Consider the following 19,597-nt stretch of genomic DNA (forward strand, 5'->3'; position numbering starts at 1 on the left):
TTTGCGATCGCCGCACGCACCGTTCCTCCGGTTGCCGCACAGCACATGGCGAGGGCCCTATCCCCCCACGCATAGCCATTTCTTGCACGGGCCAAGACAAAATTCACGCGGAATCTTGACCTTTTGGAAAAATGCACAGGCGTCGCAAATGGTGTGTGAAACGAATGCCTAAATGGCGGCCCGCTGAGGGATCGCGCAAGCAACGCCGGTGCCCTTCAGGCCGCAATAGCCATAGGGATTCTTGGCCAGATACTGCTGGTGATCCTCTTCGGCGAAATAGAACTCCGGCGCGGCTGCGATCTCGGTGGTGATCTTGTCGCGCCCCGCCCCCTTGAGCGCCGCCTGATAGGCATCGCGCGAGGCGATCGCCTCCGCCTGCTGGGCGTCGGAGAAGGTGTAGATCGCCGAGCGGTAGGTGGTACCGACATCGTTGCCCTGGCGCATGCCCTGCGTCGGGTCGTGGCTCTCCCAGAAGATCTTCAGCAGATCGGCGTAGGCGACCTCCTTGGGGTCGAAGACGACAAGCACGACCTCGGCATGGCCGGTGAGGCCGGTGCAGGTCTCCTGGTAGGTCGGATTGGGGGTAAGCCCGCCGGCATAGCCGACAGCCGTCACCCAGACGCCTGGCGTCTGCCAGAACAGCCGCTCGGCGCCCCAGAAGCAGCCGAGGCCGAACAGCGCCTGCTCGAACCCCTCGGGGTAAGGCCCCTTGAGCGGGCGCTTGGAGACATGATGCTTGTTGGCGGTCGGAAGCGGTCGCTCGCGGCCGGGCAGTGCCTCGCCGGGCACCGGCAGCTTGAGCTTCTTGTTCAGCATGTCGCTCAGGAAAAACATCGGGAGTCTGCCTTTCTCATAGAGCCGAAACCCTGTCGCGCCGCGGCAGCGGCCGGCGGTCAGACTTCGGCAGTGAAGCGGCCCGGGCGCCGCCTGTGGCCTATCGCGTAGAGCAGGAAAGCCAGGACGGCGAAGACCGCGAAGCCGGGAAGATTGAGCACCGGCACGATGGCCGCATCCCACAATGCGGGGCCCGTCTTTTCGCGGACGAAAGCCTCGGTCGCGGCAAGCGTGCTCGGCGAGGCCGTCTGCCAGCTGGTGTCGAGCGGGGTCATCACCAGCCGCGACACGGCCACCGTGCGGGTGGCGTCGAGCACTGCCATGATGACGGCCACCGAAAGCGCGATCGCTGCGGCAAGTCGGAACACGAAGCGGATCATGCGAGGCCCTAGGATACCGGTTTCGACAGCAGAAATAGGGTGTGCGGCGCCCGGGCGCAATCACGGACACGCCGAATTGACAGGCAAATGGCTAGGCGGCGACCTTGGGCCTGCGGCGATTGATGCGCCAAACGGCGAAGATGCCGCCACCTATCGCGCCGATCAGCCCGCCGACCAGGCCGACCAGCACTACGAAGTAGCCGCAAGCGCCCTCGAAGCAGCTGATGTCGGTGACCTCGGAAATGCCGGTGCCGGCCGCAAGCCCGGCCACTGCACCGACCGCCCCGCCGACGATGACGCCGATAAGACCAGCGAAAAGCGAAACCAGCAGGCCGGGACGGGCGCGTTCGTCATTCCCTACCAAGGCACGCGGTTGATCCTGTCGGCTGACCAGCCAGATCATAACAAGGCCTATCGCGATCTCGCCGCCGTCCCAGGCGAGACCGACAAGGCCAAAGGCGAAGTCGGGCATGACAAGGACATAGATCTGCTTGGCCACCAGGAAGGCGATGATCGTCCATTGCCAGATGGTGAAGTTGCGCGGGAAGCGAACATCGCGATTGTAGGCAAGGACAAGCAGATAAATCCCCCAGGCGATGGTCACCGCGCTGAAGCCGACCGAGGCATAAATCAGGTACAACACCGCCGCCGGCATCGAGAAATCCAGCATGATGCCGATGCTGGCGTCGATGCCGCGTGCGCTGAGCGCCATGACAAGGCAAAGCCATGCCACCGGCAGCCAGCGCCAGATGTCCCAGCCGGACGGTTCGTTCTCGGACGGCATCGAATCTCCCCTGCCCCGCACTTTGTGACAGAGCGCCAGCCACTTGCAAGAAGGCCGATCACGGCCCTGGACCATCGCCCTGCGGTCGCGGCCCGCCCCGTTCGTGGTGCTGCGCGCGACCCCGATCATTTTGCCTGATAACATTTGCCACGTCAGCGCTTGGCAAGTGGCGCAGGATCGACTAGATGAGCCCCGCAGTCGGATGCTCAATGTGTTCGGTGGCAGGCGATGGGTGCCCGGCAGGTTGGCCGCACCCGAATGACGGCTCAACGAGCCGACGCCAAGGAGATGCGTGCACTCCCAACCGGCCCGGCATAACCAGCCGGCGCAAAGCGCGCATGCGGAGAGGTGGCCGAGTGGTTGAAGGCGCACGCCTGGAAAGTGTGTTTACGGGAGACCGTAACGCGGGTTCGAATCCCGCTCTCTCCGCCATCCCCTAAATAATTGTAATCATTTGTCTTTTATGCTTCCGAGCATTCGCCTAAAGTCGCTGGGACGTAGGCTGTTGCGACTTCAGGCCTGCAAGGGCCTCGGAGCGGCTCCTGTTTTCCCTCGAGGATGACGGCGACGTCGGGATCGTTGACCCGCATCACCCGGCTGTCCGGCATTGTGATTTTCCGCAAGGCCCAGCAGCTCGGCGCGGAGGCAGGCTTGGCGGGCGACCGTGCGAGCGTGCTGCTGGCTGACGATTTCCAGGTTGGCGCGCGTCATGTCGCAAGGCTCGATCGAACACGCGCACTGATCCGAGTGGGGCATGTCGATGTTGCGGGGCTTTCAAACAAGCCGGGCAGGCGCAGGCCCTCACTCAACAGCTCAGCGCCAAGGAGACATGCCCGGCAGATCCTTAGTCGAAATCAGCGCGCGGCAAATGTCTACGAAGCTCTCTGCAGCACGTGTCATGCGCAACCCCTTCAGGCTTGCAATGCCGAGAACCATAAGGGGATAATCGCCCTGCAGCCGTACATAGGACAAGCCTTTGCCAGTGAGGGCAACCATACTGATTGGCCTCGCTGTCGTCAGTGAATAGCCAAAGCCAGAACCTACGAAACTACGAACTGTCTCGGGATACTCAAACTTTGCCGCAATGTACGGAGTGAGGCCCTCCATCATGAAAAGCGAGAGAAAATACTCCTTGCTTAGCGGCATATCCAGCTGAATGAACGGCTTTGCGGCGACTTCAAATAGCGAGATCGATTCTCTCTGCGCAAGCGGATCGTCCGAAGCCAATAGAACGTAGATCGGCAGCTCTGCCAGCGGCTCGAAGGCGATGTCGTCGGTGAGATGTATGGCATAGGTGAGTGCCAAGTCGATCTCTGCCCGACGCAGCTTCGCCATCAATGTGGCTTCGTCCTCCTCGCAGACCTGCAGTCTGACTGCCGGGCTTTGAAGCATGAACCTCTTGCAGAGCTCGGGAATGAGCATCGGCGAGAGAGTACGAAACCAGCCAACATTCAGGGGGCCAGAAGCAGACTGAGTCACTTCGTCGGCAATGCCATGAATATTCTCGGCCTGCTGCAGAAGTGCCTTGGCGGCATGCAAAAAGCGTTGACCTGCCGGCGTCAGGGACAATCCCTGCGCATGATGGCGGACGAAGAGTTGGAGGCCAAACTCGGCTTCGAGCTGAGAGATGGCAGCCGAAATAGCTGGCTGGGAAATGTTGATGCGTTCCGAGGCCAGAGTAACTCCACCCACCTCGCCCGCAGCCACGAAGTAGGCGAGCTGCCGCAACGTAAACCGCATCGAAAAGGTACGTAAATCGAGATCGTTCACAAGGCCCTGAGCTAGGTTGGTATTCAAGCTAGGTATTCCTCGCGGCGCCGGTTGGACGATTGCGTAAGAAACCATCGCGGACGATGGCGGCTGTGAATTTTACTGTCAAGGCGTCGGCGCCCTTACAGATCGCGGCACTCCATAGGACGGCGCGACCGACGGGTTGATCCCGCGCGACACGTAAGCGTCCAGTTGCGGCTCCCACAACTTCCACCTGGTGAGTTCGCCGACCGATAGGATCAGCTTCGGCTCCCGGCAGGACCGGAAAAGGGTCCGATCGGTCCCTTTTCCATGTCAGTGGCATACCCGTTCGGGCACTATCGACAACAGTGCCGTGGAAGCTCACGGCTCTGCCTCATCAGTCTGACTAGTCCGCCATCAAGTTCGGAAACCACGTCGCCAGCTCCGGAACCGCCATCAAAAGCACCGTGAACAACAATGTCACTATGAAGAATGGCATGTTGGCCCGGAACACCTCGATCTGATCACACTTGGCTATGCGACCGGCGATCATGAGCGACATGGCGACCGGCGGTGTCACCTGTCCGATGACAACGGCCATGACCATCAGCACGCCGAAATGCACGAGGTCGATTTCGAAGGCAATAAGCGTCGGCAGTAGAATTGGCACCAGGACCGGGATCAACGGATCGAGAAACATGCCTGCAATGATCGCTACGACCATCAGCGCGCAAAGGCGCATGAAGGTGCTGTCGCCGATGGGCAGGACATCGATCAGCGATGCCAGGGCTGCCGGTACATGCGCGGCCGACAGCACCGAACCCAAGGCCGCCGACAAGCTGACGATGAGAAGCAGCTCACCCGAAAGCTGAACACCAGCCACGGTTGCCCGGTAGAGGCCCTTCCAGTCAAGCGAGCGATAAACGAACAGCGACAGGAATGCAGCGTAGACCGCACCGAAAGCGCCGGCTTCAGAAGGTGTGAAAATGCCGAGTACCAATCCGCCAACGATGATGCCCGGCATGCCGAAGGCAAGGCTGGCCGCGAGTGCCGTGCGCCAGAACTCGGCAAAGGAAAATCGGCCGAACGTCGGATAGCCGTTCTTGCGCGCGAGATAGCCGACGGCGATCATGAAACATGCCCCAAGGAGCAGACCCGGGATAAGCCCGGCCAAAAATAGTGCACCTAGCGAGGTACCGGTAACGGCTGCATACAGGATTGCAGGTGAACTTGGCGGGATCAGAGGCCCCACACCGGCCGACGAGGCGCTGACAGCCGCAGCAAATGGCGCGCTGTATCCTTCCTTTTTCATCTCAGGGATGAGGATCGAGGCACTCCCGGCAAGGTCGGCCGTGGAAGAACCGACCATGCCGCCGAAGAAGATGCTGGTCAGCACGTCGACTTGTGCCAGGCCGCCTTTCATCCAGCCGACCAGCGATCGGGCAAAATTGAACAGTTTGCCGGATATTCCGCCGGCGTTCATGTAGATGCCGCCAAGCACGAAGAGCGGGAACGAAATGAGCGTATAACTGCTCATGCCGGCGACCATGTTCTGTGGCAGAACCAGTCCCCACTGATTGCCGAGGAAAAGGCTGATGCTGACCGCGATCATCAGCGCGGCGATCATGGGGACACCCGCGACGAGAAAGCCGACGAGCGAGACGATACCGATGGAAGCGCCGATCATCACAGTCCTCCGGCAGTCACGGGATGTTGCGCGTCGATCTCCTTATCGTCATCGCCGCGGCGGAAATGACTTACCGCTTCAGCGAGGAAGGCCAGACAGACAAGTCCTGCCCCGATAAACATGGCGGAGGTGAACCAGCCTGCCGACATGTCCAGATAGACGGAGCGATCCGAACCGAAGAGCAACAGATAGTTGAAGGACATTATGGTCAGGTAGCCGAAGGCTGCCGTGGAGGCGAGTTCCGTCACGATCCGCAGCAAGCGGCGCGAGCGTGGCGCCAGACGGTCCACCAGAGAGCCGATGCGGATGATCTCGCGCCGACGTACCGACAGGAACATGCCCAGCATCGCCAGCCACGGCACCAGAGCTATCACGACTTCATCGGCCCAGATGATGCCGAAATTGAACGTGTAGCGCAGGGCCGCATTGGCGAAAACCAGAAGCGTGATGGCGAGGAGCACGACAACGCCGAAAAACTCCACGACGCTGTTTATCCATTTGTCGATACCGGTTTCGTCCACCGTAGTTGAAAGTTCTGCCTCGATCGACGCCTTGGTTATCGCGCGGGCGAGGTCGTCAGGCGCTCCGCCATCTCGAACGGTCATGAAAAATTCTCCTGATTCATTTGCAGTGCCCTGGCGGTGGCCGCCTTGAACAATTGGAGCGCGTGGGCATCCGACCCACGCGCTCCGATCGCATCACTTGGAGGCGGCAGCCTCAAGCACGGCCTTGGTGAACTCCGCGCCGGCAATGCCCTCCACCGAGGCGTAGATCGCCGCCGATTTGGCCTGGAAGGCGGAACGATCGATCTCGTTGATCGAGATCTTGCCTCCAGCCTTCAGCTTGTCGAGCAGCTCCTGGTCCTTCTGCTCGCCGAGCTTGCGCGAATCGACTGCAGCCGCCAGGGCCGCCTCCTTCACCACAGCCTTCTGCTCGTCGCTCAAGCTGTCGAACCTGGCGCCGTTCATCACGAGAGTCACAGGTGTGTAGACGTGATTGGAGAGCGACAGATAGGACTGCACCTCGTGCATCGAACTGGTAACAATATTGTTCAGCGGGTTTTCCTGGCCGTCGATCGTGCCGCTCTGAAGCGCAAGATAAATCTCGCCATAGTTCATCGTCATCGGGTTTGCGCCAAGCGTCTTGAACATGAGCATCCGCGACGGGCTTCCCGGCACCCGCAACTTAATGCCTTGCAGATCTTCCGGCTTGGTGATCGGGCGCACATTGTTGGTGATCTGCCTGAAACCCATTTCGCCGAAGGCCAGGACCTCCACGCCGATCTTTTCTCGCATCGACTGGCGAAGCTTTTCGCCAATCTCGCCATCGACCATACGCGCGACGTCGGTGCGATCGCCGAACAGGAAAGGTAGATCGAACACGGCCCAGGACGGATCAAGTTGCACCGCGTCGGAGGTCAAAGTGGTGATGTCGATCTGGCCGGTGCGGATCTGCTGTTGATGGACATCCTCGTCACCCAGCGCCGCACTGTGATGAAAGTCACTCTTGAAGTCATCGCCCAACTTGGCCTTGAGCTTGTCGGCCATGTCCTGCAACATGATCGTGTCCATGGTGGTGACCGGCGAAGGGCTGGACATCTTCAGCGTCAGCGTCTCAGCGCTGGCCGGCGCCTCAAGCAAGGCTGCTCCCAACAAGAGCAGACCGCCTCCGGCGATACGTTTGACAGTATCAAGCATTTTAGTTCCCTCTCTTTTTTGTTTCTTGAAATGTCTAAAGGTACTTCTGAACGAGCGTCTCCTTGAGCCGTTCCCGGTGGAGTGTGACGCCAAAGCCGGGCGCATTTGGAATAGCGACCCGACCGTTCTCCGCCTTGGGCGGATTGATGAACATCTGTTCTTCGACCTGCTCTGACCCGAGGTGAATTTCGGCCAGCGTGCCGTTTCGGAAGCCCGCGACGTGATGCAGGCACCAGATTCCGCCACCGCCGGCGTCGGACAAAGGCTTGTTGTAGGCCTGGGCGAGATGAGCGACCCTGCGGGTCTCCGTCATGCCGCCGTTGTACATGCTGTTGGGCATGAAAATGTCGATCGCATCATGCTCCACCCACTCCCGGAACCGGAGCACATGGCCGTCCATCTGGCCGGCCGAAAACGGGATCGTCGTGCGCTTGCGCAGCATGCCGAGGTCACGCGCATCGACGCGGCGCAGAGGGTCCTCGAACCAGGCGATGTTGTAGTCCTGTATCATCGGGCACAGGCGCATCGCATTCTCGGCGTTGAGGCTCTCATTGGCGTCAACTGCGAGCATGATGTCCTCGCCGATCGCCTCGCGCACCATGCGAACACGCCGGGCGTCCTCGACCACGCCGGCCTTCGACCCGACGAGCATCTTGAGCCGCGTATGCCCCTTGCCGATCAGGCGACGTGCCATCTCGATCAATTCGTCTGTGCTGTAGGCGAGGAAACCGTAGGTCACGTATGCGTCAGCGTAGTCCTTGTGCCCGCCCAGCAGCTGCGCGACCGTGCGGCCGCTCTGCTTGCCGATAAGGTCCCACAGCGCCAGGTCGACGCAAGACAGCGCGGAAAGATTGATGCCTGTCATCTGACCGCGCTCCGAAAGGATCGGCTGGAGACGAGCATGGATCAGTTCGAGATCGCGCGGGTCCATGCCCATGATGGCCGGGGCGATGTGGTGCGCGACGATACCGGCCACGCCGTGCCAGAGAAACCGCGACGCCATGCCGAAGCCTACATGCCCGTCGTCGGTCTCGATCTCGCAGATTATGCGATAGTCATCCTCGATGGGCTTATTGATGATCGGGATGAAGTTCTTGAAAGCATGGATGCTGACGCGGATATCCTTGATTTTCATGCCTGTTGCATACTCTCGTTGGTATGGACTTCGCAGCACCTTAAGGCGCGCAAAGTCACAATGGGTTTCGACCGCGGTCGTTCAGCAGAACGGTTGATTTGATATTTCGATGTATAAGGAAAGAACGGAGAAGATCTCGAATTCCAGAAATAAAAACTGATAATGCTTCTTTCATCTTGATGTCAGAAGACCCATCTCATTCAATGTTTTTATTCAGATAAACAATATAATCTTCGGACGTATTTACAAATTTGTAATTCCGATACCTTGGTTCCGAGAAACCGAGCTTGATGCCGCGCATCAAGTCAGTCTCCCCGGAATGAGCCGAAGCAAGACTTCAGACCCTTATGAGCGAAGCCGGGTCGGCCCTGCTTTCCGTCGACCGTTGATCGTTGCGCGCTGCCGCCGCAACATCGTCGGCGGGCAGGACCTCCCGGCCCATGCCAGGGCCAGATGCACGGCGCTCGAGAGATGCGCACAGCTGAAGGCGAAGACCGGTATCACAAGGGTTGAGATCGCGGACAGGGCCGGATGCCTGGGAAATTCGCCTGCTCCTCGCATGCAGACAAACGGATGCCCGATTGACGGGCGCACCTAGGAGAAATCAACGGCAAATCCTCGCATCTCAAAGATGAGAGGCGGCTCTTCTCCGGCAACAAAGTCTAACTTATTGCCCGTCTTCCTATCGAAGAGACGCAATCTGTCAGTCGTAAAATCAACGCAAGTGAGGCAGACCCAGCTAGATGCCAAGCGACATGAGGTTTTCCACTTGTGTCAACGAGTGGTGCAATCCGCCTCGTCATCAACAGCCTTCAAGTTCAGCGCCGCGCCGATCAGCGTTCTCGTGTAAGGCTCGCATGGTTTTTCGAAGATGGCCTGTGTCGTGCCTTCCTCAACGATGCGGCCGCGTTTCATGACCACTACATAATCGGAAATCGCCCGGATCACCGACAGATCGTGGCTGATGAAGACATAGGACAGGCCATGGGTCAGCTGGAGCGTGCGCAGCAGTTCGATCACCTGGCCCTGAACGGATCGGTCAAGCGCCGAGGTCGGTTCGTCGAGAATGACAACGCTAGGCTTTATGATCATGGCCCTGGCAATGGCGAGGCGCTGGCGCTGGCCGCCGGAGAATTCATGCGGATAGCGGTTGCGCGCCGTCGGATCGAGCCCGACCTCGGCAAGTGCCAGTATGGCACGCCTGTCGCGTTCCGCCTTGTCGAGGGAGGGTTCGTGGATGCGCAAGCCCTCGGTGATGATTTCACCGACCGTGAGGCGTGGCGAAAGCGAGCCATAGGGGTCCTGAAACACCAATTGCAGTCGGCGGCGAAGCGGGCGCATCGCGGCCTTGTCAAAATTGGAAATATCCTGATCGTCGAAGCGATAAACGCCGGTACTAGGCACAAGGCGCAGCAAAGCGCGCCCCAGCGTCGACTTGCCAGAGCCGGATTCGCCGACGATGCCGATGGTCTGGCCCTGACGCAGTTGCAGGGAGATGTGGTCGACGGCCCGCAGAATGGGATTGAATTTGGGGCTGGAAAAACGGCGGCGGCGGCCGAAGTCGACGACCACGTCCTTGGCTTCCAGAATGACCGGCGCAGAAGCTGACGGAGCCTCCTTACGGCCGCTCGGTTCAGCGTCTAGCAGCATTCTCGTGTAGTCGGCCTGCGGGCGCTCGAAGATATCGCTCCTTGAGCCTTGTTCGACCACTTCGCCGTTGCGCATCACCATGACGCGCTCGGCGAAATGGCGGACGACGCCGAGATCGTGGGTGATCAGCACGATGGCCATGCCGAAGCGGCGTTGAAGCGAACCAAGCAGTTCCAGTATCTGTGCCTGAATGGTTACGTCGAGCGCGGTGGTCGGCTCGTCCGCGATCAGCAGATCGGGTTCGTTGGCCAGCGCCATGGCGATCATGACGCGCTGGCGCTGGCCACCCGACATCTCATGCGGATAGCTGTCGATGCGCCGTTCCGGCTCGGGAATTCCGACCAGTTCCAGCAGTTCGAGCACCTGCTTGCGAGCCGCCGAAAAACTGCAGCCGCGGTGGTATACGATAGGTTCTGCAATCTGCCGCCCGATTGTATAGAGCGGATCCAGCGAGGTCATCGGCTCCTGGAAGATCATGGAAATGCGCGCGCCACGCACCTTGTTGAGTTCGGCCTCGCTCGCGCCAATCAGCTCGCGGCCGCGATACCGGGCTGACCCGCTGACGCGGCCATTGGCGGCGAGAAGTCCCATGATGCCCATCATGCTCTGGCTCTTGCCTGAACCGGATTCGCCCACCACGGCCAGCGTTTCTCCGGCGCGCACGTCGAGGTCAATACCCTTGACCGCTGAAACCGTCCCGTCCGGCGTAGTGAAATTTACGGTTAGGCCGCGCACGCTCAGCACCATGTCGGGGACTTCGGCCATTTCGACGCTGTTGGCGCGGGTATCGGTGATGGTGGAGTTCATCATGTCAGCGATCCCTGGGATCAAGGGCGTCGCGCAGTCCGTCGCCAATGAAATTCAACGAAAAAAGCGCTACTACGAAAAATGCGGCAGGAAAAATCAGCAGCCACGGCGCGGACTGCATCGAATTGGCGCCGTCCGAGATCAGCACGCCCCAACTGGTCAGCGGCGCCTGCACGCCCAATCCCAAGAAAGACAGGAAGCTTTCCAGCAGGATGACCTTGGGTACCACCACCGTCACGAACACAATGACCGAGCCGATGGTGTTGGGAATGATATGCCGGCGGATAATTTGCCAGTCGGACAGTCCAAGAGCTTCGGCTGCACCAACAAATTCCCGCCGCTTGAGCGCCAGCGTCTGGCCGCGCACGATACGCGCCATGTCGAGCCATTCCACCGCGCCGATCGTGATAAAGATCAAGATGAAGCTGCGACCGAAGAACACCACCAGCACCACGACAAGGAACACGAAAGGCAGCGAATAAAGGATCTCGATCAGCCTCATCATGACGTTGTCGACACGGCCGCCGAGATAGCCCGAAGTCGCGCCGTAGAGCACGCCGATGCCGAGCGACACCAGGCTGGCCAGCAAGCCGACGACGATGGATATCTGCCCGCCGAGCATAATGCGGGTCATAAGATCGCGGCCGTTGGTGTCGGTGCCAAATAGAAAGTACTGCCGGTTGAGCGAGCCAGCCAGCTTCAACGTATTGCCGCCGTCCAGCGTCTCGACAATCCGCGTATCGGCAAATTCGTCGACCCGGTCAAAGTAGCGGATGGAGCGTGGATCGATAGGGGATGGCGACGTGATCGTCGCGCTGAATTCCTGACCCTCTGTCGAGAACTCCAGAAGCGTCACCCGGGCACGCTTGACGATGCTTTCCGCCACATCTCGAAGCGTCGAAACGGCTGGCCGCGCCTCGAGACTCGGCGGTATTGCGACATAAGACGAGTAGACTTGGTCATATTTGTGCGCGACGAAGAACGGTCCGAGGAAAGAAAACAGCGTGATCATCGCCAGCACGACGCAGCTCGCCATCGCGGCACGGTTGCGCCGGAAGCGCATGGCCGCCAGCTGGAACAGGCTGCGACCGACGGTCGGCGCGGCCGGTGCGGTTACGGAAACGGCATCAGTCATGGCGTACCCTCGGGTCCAACAGGCCATAGAGAATGTCGACCAGCAGGTTGAAGACAATGACGAGAACGGCGATGAGAATGACGGTACCCATCACCAGCGTGTAGTCGCGGTTGAGCGCGCCGAGCACGAAGTAGCGGCCGATCCCAGGAACGGAGTATATGGTTTCGACTACCACCGAGCCTGTGAACAAAGCGGCGGCGCTCGGCCCCATATAGGACACCACCGGCAACAGCGCGCCGCGCATCGCGTGCATGACAACGACGACCCGTGGCGGCAGGCCATAAGCGCGAGCGGTGCGGACGTGATCGGCATGAAGCGCCTCGATCATCGAGCCGCGCATCAGACGGGCGTAGACGGCCAATTGCGGCAGGGCCAGCGTGATGACGGGCAGCAGCAGATATCTTGCTGATCCGTCACCCCAACCGCCGGCAGGCAGCCAGGCAAGCCCGATGGCGAAAATCAGGGTCAGCACTGGTCCGACGACGAAGTTCGGCACGGTAATGCCGATGGTCGACACCGACATCACGGCGAAATCGATGAAGCTGTTCTGGCGCAGCGCCGCGATCGTGCCGACGGTGACGCCGCCCAGCAACCCCAGCAGCAACGCCATACTGCCCAGTTGCAACGAATAGGGCAGGCCGCTGCCGATCAGTTCGGCAACGGTACTGTCCTTGTAGACATAGCTCGGGCCGAAATCGCCGACCAGCGCATTGCGTATGTAATAGACATACTGAAGCCACAACGGCTCGTCGAGGTGGTAGGTCCTCATCAGATTCGCCATGGTCTCGGGCGGCAGCGGCCGTTCCAGCGAGAACGGACCGCCAGGCGCGAACCGCATCAAGAAGAACGACAGTGTAGCGACGACGAACAATGTCGGAACGGCACTTAACATACGGCGCAGGACGAAGAAAATCATCCGCAACTCCTATCCATCGCCTTCTTGAAGCGGCTACCGGTTTCTATTCAGAGACACTCAGATATTTGCTTGGGTGCTCATTCAGGGCGTTGTCGTGGAAACCCTCGACCTTGGACGCAACCATCCACAAATTTCCTATGTTCAGCAAAGGCATGATGACCTGATCGTGCATGAGCAGGGATTCAGCCTTGTGGAGAGTAGCCGAACGCACTGACGGGTCCGCTTCCGTATAGGAACGGGCCAACAGGGCGTCATATTCGGGATTGTTGTATCGGCCGTAATTGTAGGTCTTCTGGCTACTCAAGTCGAGTGACAGGGTAGCCTCGGCATCAGCATATTCCGGTGTTCTGGAAGCGCGCGCTACCTGAAATTCGCCACCTTGCTGCAGGTAGCCATAGTGCGAGGCGAGGTCGAGATTGTGCAGCGTGACATTGAAGCCGAACGCCTCTTTCCACATGCTGGCAATCGCCGTTGCCGCCTGTTCGTTCGTGGCGCTGGTGCTGTAGCGGATGGTGATGTCGAGCGGCTTACCGCCAGGGCCGTAGCCGGCCTCCTTCATCAGCTCCAGTGCCATGTCTTCGCGGTCGATCATGGAAAGATCGGCGAAATCCACTTTTGAGGGCGCGCCATATGCCGGGATGCCGGGCGCCATCATGGAATAGGACGGCTTTGCCGAATCGTAGAAGATTTCCTTGGCGAGGAAATCGCGGTCGATGACCATCGATAGCGCGCGACGAAGCCGGATGTCGTCGAACGGAGGCTGCCTTGTGTCAAAGACATAGTACTCGACGGTGAGGCTCGGCGAGACGCGGACTTCGTCGCCAAAGGCCTTGCGAAGGCGCCCCAACTCGGCGGCTGGGAAGCCGGTGATCATGTCGATTTCGCGTGCTTCGAAGCGGCGAACCGATGCGGCCTGATCGACCAGCGGCGTGAAGATCACCTTGTCGAGCTTGACGTTTTTGGCGTCCCAATAGGCTTCGTTCTTTGCCAGGGTGATGTGGTCGTTGGAGACATGCTCCACCAGCTTGAACGGTCCGTTGGAGACCAGCGTGCCAGGCCGCGCGAACTTGCTGCCGTCCTTTTCGATATTCGCCCTGTTGACAGGCAAAGCCGTGCCGTGAGCCGCAAGATTGATATAATAGGGCGTCGGGCGCTCCAGTGTAATTTCCAGATTGTGGTCGTCGATCGCACGCACGCCGAGTTGGTCGGCCGGCATTTCGCCCTTGTTGATGGCTCGAGCGTTCTTGATCGGGAACTGAAGGCGCGGGTCCATCGCGGCGGTCGCCGGATCCAGTTCGCGGCGAAGCGAGTAGACGAAATCATGCGCGGTGACGGCCGTGCCGTCCGACCACTTCGCGTCAGGCCGCAACTTGAACGTGTAGACCGTATCGTCCGGACTGGTGCTCCACGATTCCGCCACGCCTGGAACGATCTTGCCCGTCGAATCGTAGCTGACCAAGCCCTCGAAAATGTCCTTCATGAGATAGTATTCGTGCCAGAGCGAAGCCTTTGCCGGATCGAAGGCGTTCGGTTCGCCGACTATGCCGCGACGCAGCACGGATTCCGCCTGCGCCGACGCACCGGCTAACAGGGCGCTGCACGAAATCAGCAAGGCCAGTCCGAACTTCGCGGGCTTGCATAGCGATAGCAGAGACATCAATTCCTCCTCCTTGTTGTTCTATGGTGTCGTTCTGAGATGTTATGCAGCCGGTCGTTCGGCCTTGGTGATCTGGAACGAGGGCCGTTTCGCCGTCTCTGCCGCATACCAGGCGCTCAAGGCCGGGCGGCTGGTTCGCCAGTCTATGTCAATAAAACACGGCACCTGATCGATGAAGCCGAGCGCGCAGGCGATGGCAATGGTGCCGATGTCGAAGCGCTTGCCGAGGTCGCCGGCAGCGCGTTCGAACGCATCGAGGCTCTTGTTCATCTTGTCGAACTGTCCATCCCGCCATTCCGGCCACAGCTTTTCCGACGGACGGACGACCATCTCGTAGCGGGCCAGAAGCAGCGCTTCCAGCACGCCGTCGGCAACCGCCTCGTCGGTCAGCGCGCGCCAGCGGGCGGGGCCGCTCACCGGAAACATGCTGCTTGGCTTCATTGCGTCGAGGTACTGGCAGATGACACCGCTGTCGGCGAGCATGGTTCCATCGTCGAGCAACGCAGTCGGAACCTGACCGAGTGGGTTGTGCTTGACGATCGACGCATCGCGGTCAATCGGGTGCGCGGCGCAGTCGATAAACTCGACCTGCTCAGCCAGACCGAGCTCATGCGCCACGATCATCACCTTGCGGACGTAGGGCGAACGGGGAGAGTAAAATAATCTGATCATGCGAATGTCCCTTGGCTTTCTCTCGCCCCAGCTCGAAAGCCGGGGCGAAGCTTCATGTCGAATGGCTTTGCGTGGTCAGACCTTGGGCACCAGCGAGAAGCGGTCGACGCGGAACGGCGCCACGTCCATGACCGGCTTGCGACCCATCGCCAGGGCACTGATCAGCGATCCGCTCAAACCCGCCAGCGTCAGGCCGAGGTGGCTATGACCGAAGGCAAACATCAGGCCCTTGTGACGCGGCGACTCGCCGATGACCGGCAGGCCGTCGGTCACCGTCGAGCGCCAGCCGGACCAGCGGCTCGCGCCTTCGGTGTTCAGGCCTGCGAAGATGCTGCTGCCTGCCGCCGTCAGATTATCGGTATGGCGATAATCGGGGGCGGTCTCCAGTGGCGCGAACTCACCGGTCGAGATCAGGTGAAGCCCCGCCGCCATAGGTGCTGCAACCATCTTCTGCTTCGTGAACGTCACCGGCCGGTTGAGCTTGATTGCGGCCTTCGGGAAGGTCACGCCGTAACCGCGTTCCGCCGAATGCGGGATGGGGCTTCCCAGATCATCTGCAAACTTAGAGGAGTGCGGCCCCGCCGCAATGACCACGACGTCGGCCGCAAAGGTTTCGCCGCCAGCCGTCACCGAGAAACTACCGTCGCTCAGGCACTGGACCGCGTCCACCGCGCGCTGCTGCAGGGTGGCGCCGCCGCGAAGCGCTACATCGCCGATCGCCGAGACCATCTTGCGTACGTCGGCGGTGTGATATGCGCGGGGGAACAGGGTCGCGCGCTTGAAGATGGACGGCAGATCGGGCTCAAGCTCTCGTATTTCAGCCTCGCCGATTTCCTCGAGGACGACACCATGGCGCTTACGCAGATCGCGGTCGCCCTGCGCCGCCTGGAATGCCTCTTCGCTCTCATAGGCGAACATCCAGCCGCGCTCTTCGGCGTGCGCGTCAAAGGCAGCGCCGCCCATGATGTCTCGGACCGTTGAGACGGCCAGGCTTTGCGCCTCTTGCAGAACCTTCTTGCCGGCTTCGAAAGTCTGCGGGCCGGACGCGGACACGAACGAAGCCAGCCAGGGTAGAAAATCGGGCAAATGCGGCTTGTTCACCATAAGCGTGTCGAGCTTGTCACTTTTCGCCGCCGCGAGCATCGCCTTGACGCCACCTTCGGAGCTGGCCGGCGCGATGATGTTGGTCGCGAAGATGCCGACGGTGCCTTCGCCGCAGCCCCGACCCATGCCGTCCGGGTCGAACATCGTGACATCGAAGCCGTCGCGCTGAAGATATGCCGCGCTGCTTGCGCCGACGGCTCCGGCTCCGACGACGATGGCTTTCTTCCGGCTAGTTTTGGGAGCAGACATGGTTTGACCTCGTTCTTACAGTTTTGATTTTTGCCGGCACGGGACTTCCGGTGTCGGATCGAAATAGCTCTCTCGTTCGGAGGAATGGACCGCATCCATTCCACTCCGATTTCAGTGCCTACAGGCTTGAATACGCCGTTCAGGCGGCCAGGCGTCGTTCCACGATTCTGGCGTAGAGACTGGCCCCGACCGGAAGGATGTTCTCGTCGAGCAGGAAGCCCGGGTTGTGGACGGAAACTGTTTCAGCGTGGCCCAGGTGACAGTAAACGCCCGGCTTCAGGAAGAGCATGTCCGAGAAATCCTCGCTGCCCATGACCGCTTCGTTTCGCATCACGACATTTTCAGCGCCGACGATATCGCGGGCGGCTGCGGCATAGCCTTCAACCAGTTCCTCGGTGTTGACCAGGACGTCGAAGACATTGCGTAGATCGACTTCGATCTCGACATCGAAACTCGTCGCCACCCCCGCAATAATAGCGCGCATGCGCTGGCGCAGGGTTTCGGCGACCTCGCGGTCAAGGAAACGCAACGTGCCGGCGATGACGCATTCCTGCGGAATGACATTGTAGGCAGTGCCGGAGTTGATCCGCGTCACGGACAATACGGCAGCTTTCATCGGATCGAGATTGCGGGCGACGATCGTCTGCAGCATCTGCACGATGACCGAGGCGATCAGGATGGGGTCCTTGGATGCTTCAGGCTTGGCGGCGTGACTGCCTTTGCCGCGGATGCGGACGTCGAAGAAGTCTGCACCAGCCATTGATATGCCCGGCTTGATGCCAACCCGGTTGGGGAAACCGTTCGGCGAATTGTGGATGCCGTAGATCTCGTCGCAAGGGAAACGGTCGAACAGCTTATCCGCGATCATGGCACGCGCGCCGCCAAGCCCTTCCTCCGCCGGCTGGAAGATCAGGACGGCGGTGCCGGAAAAATTGCGCGTCTCCTGAAGGTAGCGGGCCGCGCCCAGAAGCATTGCCGTGTGGCCGTCATGGCCGCAGCCATGGAAGCGGCCGGGATGCTTCGAGGCGTAGGGGAGATTGGTTTCCTCATCCATCGGCAAGGCATCCATATCGGCGCGCAGGCCGATCATGCGCGTGCCTTCTGACGAACCCTTGACGACGCCGACGACGCCGGTCTTGCCGATTTCGGTGTGAACCTCGATGCCCCAACTCTTCAGCTTCTCGGCAACGATCTTCGACGTGCGGACTTCCTCGAAGCCGAGTTCGGGATACTCATGAATGTCCCGGCGGATTGCGACAAGCTCATCCTTGAAGGAATTTATTCGTTCTAGTACAGGCATGATAATCCTCATCACAGCTTGGCGTCTGCGTCCGTGCTGATCGCAACTCAGGTCAATTCTTGAAGTGTTCGAAGTGAGCTGACTTCTGGCCAGCTCATTTCGCTCAGGCGGTTTATTCGTGAACGCTGATGAATTTACTCAGGTGAACATTGGAGACGTTGTCCTGGTAGCCGTGGACCCGCGATGAAACGAGCCACAGATCGGCGGGGTTCAGCAGCGGCATGACCTGCTGGTCTTCCAGCAGCGCCGATTCCGCACCGTGCATGGCCGCGGCGCGCTTCACCGGATCGAGCTCCGCATAGGACGCATGCATGAATTCGTCGTATTTTGGATTCTTGTAGTGCGAGTAGTTGTAGATCGTGCTGGTGCTCATCGGCAGGACCAGGAAGTTCTCGGCATCCGGATAGTCGCACAGGAAGGAATTGGCCGACACCTGGAACGCGCCGCCTTCCTGAAGGTAGGAATTGTGCGAAGCCGGGTCGAGGTTGTGCAATTTCACATCCGCGCCGAACGCTTCTTTCCAGGTGTTCGCGATCGCCGTTGCCGTCCGCTCGACATTGGCGTCGATGTTATAGCGGATGGTGATTTCCAGCGGCTTTCCACCCGTTCCGTAGCCGGCTTCCTTCATCAGTTCGATTGCTTTTTCTTCGCGATCGATCTGGGAGAAGGTCGCATAGTCCGGCTCAGACGGCTTGCCGTAGGATGCAATGCCGTGCGGGATGAACGAGTAGGTCGGCGTCGCCGAGCCATAGTAGATCGTCTCGGCGAGGAAATCCCGATCGACGGCCATCGACAAGGCTTTGCGCACCCGCACATCATCGAACGGCGCGGTGCGCGTATCGAAGGTGTAGTGGATGGTACGCAGCACCGGCGCGACATGGACCTGATCGCCATAGGCCGTGCGAAGCCGCGGCAACTCGGAGGCTGGGAAGTTGAAAACCATGTCCACTTCACCAGCTTCGAAGCGGCGAACCAAGGCTGCCTGTTCCGGAATCGGATAGTAGATCACCTTGCCCAGCTTGACGTTGGCCGCGTCCCAGTACTGGTCGTTCTTGACGATGGTCATGCTGTCGTTGGCTACGTGTTCCGCCAGCTTGAACGCGCCGTTCGAAACCATGCGGCCGGGCTTGACGAAGTCGATGCCCTCTTTGTCAACGCTGGCCCGGTTTACAGGCAATGTGAAATGGTGCGCCAACAGATTGAGGAAATAAGAGGTCGGCCGCTCAAGCGTGATTTCCAGCGTGTGATCGTCGATGACGCGCGTACCGAGTTGGTCGAGCGGCAGTTCGCCCTTGTTGATTTTTTCGGCGTTCTTGATCGGATACAGCAGGTCGGGGTGCAGGGCCGTCGTCTTCGGATCCTGAAGGCGGCGCAGGGAATAGGCGAAGTCTTCCGCCGTCACTGGCGAACCGTCCGACCATTTCGCCTGTTCGCGGATCTTGAAGGTGTAAACGATGCCATCCGGCGAGATCGTCCAGGACTCGGCCGCGCCCGGAATGATCTTGCCGGCCGGATCATAGACGGTCAGCCCCTCGAAAAGATCCCTCAAAGCAAACTGGCCGCCGGTATTGACCCGCGCCGGATCGAGGGAATTCGGCTCGCCCGTCACCGAGCGGCGCAACACCGACTCGGCCGAAGCCGGCGTCAGCCCGAGTAGCGTCACACATAGAAGCCCCGTGACCACACCGGACATGATTGGCAAAATTCTGGATCGTTGCGACATCATTGCTCTCCCATTGCAGATAAACATCAAACGAAACATCCACTGCAGCTTGCACGCCACAGAAGAACAGAAGCGCTTCCATTGAGCGCATCCGTGACAGGAAAATGGCGTCTGCCTCAGGTACCCGATGGGCCGA

16 protein-coding genes and 1 tRNA gene are annotated in these 19,597 nt (G+C 60.0%); 1 reads left to right on the forward strand and 16 read right to left on the reverse strand.

Translation table 11 applies throughout. The features are described 5' to 3' along the window. Positions 1-168: 168 nt before the first annotated feature. The 3 genes from msrA to GGQ99_RS13480 form a co-directional block, all read right to left on the reverse strand. Positions 169-834: a peptide-methionine (S)-S-oxide reductase MsrA gene (gene msrA, locus GGQ99_RS13470; protein ID WP_108605504.1), complete on the reverse strand. Its 666-nt coding sequence runs from the start codon at positions 832-834 to the stop codon at positions 169-171. A gap of 59 nt (positions 835-893) precedes the next feature. Next, the gene (locus GGQ99_RS13475; protein ID WP_183262939.1) at positions 894-1,214 is read right to left on the reverse strand and encodes a hypothetical protein; all 321 of its coding nucleotides are present in this window, start codon (positions 1,212-1,214) and stop codon (positions 894-896) included. A 91-nt stretch (positions 1,215-1,305) separates the two neighbouring features. Then, a complete protein-coding gene (locus GGQ99_RS13480; protein WP_183262940.1) occupies positions 1,306-1,998 on the reverse strand; it encodes a hypothetical protein in 693 nt (230 codons plus the stop codon). Positions 1,999-2,340: 342 nt separating this feature from the next. Here GGQ99_RS13480 and GGQ99_RS13485 point away from each other — a divergent pair. Further along, positions 2,341-2,430: transfer RNA gene (locus GGQ99_RS13485), tRNA-Ser, on the forward strand. 381 nt (positions 2,431-2,811) lie between these two features. On the opposite strand, the gene GGQ99_RS13490 is transcribed toward GGQ99_RS13485, so the two are convergent. The 13 genes from GGQ99_RS13490 to GGQ99_RS13550 form a co-directional block, all read right to left on the reverse strand. Further along, positions 2,812-3,795 carry a LysR family transcriptional regulator gene (locus GGQ99_RS13490; RefSeq protein WP_245439556.1) on the reverse strand — a complete coding sequence of 328 codons (984 nt, stop codon included), beginning with the start codon at positions 3,793-3,795 and terminating at the stop codon, positions 2,812-2,814. Between the two features lie 340 nt (positions 3,796-4,135). Next, positions 4,136-5,416, reverse strand: coding sequence for a TRAP transporter large permease (locus GGQ99_RS13495; RefSeq protein WP_108605507.1), 1,281 nt, complete (start codon positions 5,414-5,416; stop codon positions 4,136-4,138). After that, positions 5,416-6,021 (reverse strand): TRAP transporter small permease, encoded by a 606-nt coding sequence (locus tag GGQ99_RS13500; protein ID WP_183262941.1) that lies wholly within the window; start codon positions 6,019-6,021, stop codon positions 5,416-5,418. The genes GGQ99_RS13495 and GGQ99_RS13500 overlap by 1 nt, the downstream gene beginning before the upstream one ends. A gap of 93 nt (positions 6,022-6,114) precedes the next feature. Next, complete coding sequence (locus GGQ99_RS13505) at positions 6,115-7,218, reverse strand: TRAP transporter substrate-binding protein (protein ID WP_245439559.1); 1,104 nt, start codon at positions 7,216-7,218, stop codon at positions 6,115-6,117. Continuing rightward, a complete protein-coding gene (locus tag GGQ99_RS13510; protein ID WP_183262942.1) occupies positions 7,148-8,248 on the reverse strand; it encodes a mandelate racemase/muconate lactonizing enzyme family protein in 1,101 nt (366 codons plus the stop codon). Before GGQ99_RS13510 ends, GGQ99_RS13505 begins: the two co-directional genes overlap by 71 nt. 774 nt (positions 8,249-9,022) lie before the next feature. Next, entirely contained in the window at positions 9,023-10,663 is a 1,641-nt protein-coding gene (locus tag GGQ99_RS13515) for an ABC transporter ATP-binding protein (RefSeq protein ID WP_183263175.1), read from the reverse strand. Between the two features lie 46 nt (positions 10,664-10,709). After that, positions 10,710-11,840 carry an ABC transporter permease subunit gene (locus GGQ99_RS13520; RefSeq protein ID WP_183262943.1) on the reverse strand — a complete coding sequence of 377 codons (1,131 nt, stop codon included), beginning with the start codon at positions 11,838-11,840 and terminating at the stop codon, positions 10,710-10,712. Next, entirely contained in the window at positions 11,833-12,756 is a 924-nt protein-coding gene (oppB, locus tag GGQ99_RS13525) for an oligopeptide ABC transporter permease OppB (RefSeq protein WP_108605513.1), read from the reverse strand. Before oppB ends, GGQ99_RS13520 begins: the two co-directional genes overlap by 8 nt. A gap of 43 nt (positions 12,757-12,799) precedes the next feature. Further along, complete coding sequence (locus GGQ99_RS13530) at positions 12,800-14,413, reverse strand: peptide ABC transporter substrate-binding protein (protein WP_183262944.1); 1,614 nt, start codon at positions 14,411-14,413, stop codon at positions 12,800-12,802. Between the two features lie 42 nt (positions 14,414-14,455). Next, on the reverse strand, positions 14,456-15,085 hold the full coding sequence (locus GGQ99_RS13535) for a glutathione S-transferase family protein (RefSeq protein WP_210307878.1): 630 nt from the start codon (positions 15,083-15,085) through the stop codon (positions 14,456-14,458). Positions 15,086-15,160: 75 nt separating this feature from the next. Further along, positions 15,161-16,438, reverse strand: coding sequence for an NAD(P)/FAD-dependent oxidoreductase (locus tag GGQ99_RS13540; RefSeq protein WP_183262945.1), 1,278 nt, complete (start codon positions 16,436-16,438; stop codon positions 15,161-15,163). A gap of 139 nt (positions 16,439-16,577) precedes the next feature. Then, on the reverse strand, positions 16,578-17,738 hold the full coding sequence (locus GGQ99_RS13545) for a M20 aminoacylase family protein (protein WP_108609553.1): 1,161 nt from the start codon (positions 17,736-17,738) through the stop codon (positions 16,578-16,580). A gap of 112 nt (positions 17,739-17,850) precedes the next feature. Continuing rightward, the gene (locus GGQ99_RS13550; RefSeq protein WP_108605516.1) at positions 17,851-19,431 is read right to left on the reverse strand and encodes a peptide ABC transporter substrate-binding protein; all 1,581 of its coding nucleotides are present in this window, start codon (positions 19,429-19,431) and stop codon (positions 17,851-17,853) included. Between the last annotated feature and the right edge of the window lie 166 nt (positions 19,432-19,597).

Origin of the sequence: Aminobacter niigataensis, assembly GCF_014200015.1 — a bacterium.
GTDB classification, from domain to species: domain Bacteria; phylum Pseudomonadota; class Alphaproteobacteria; order Rhizobiales; family Rhizobiaceae; genus Aminobacter; species Aminobacter niigataensis.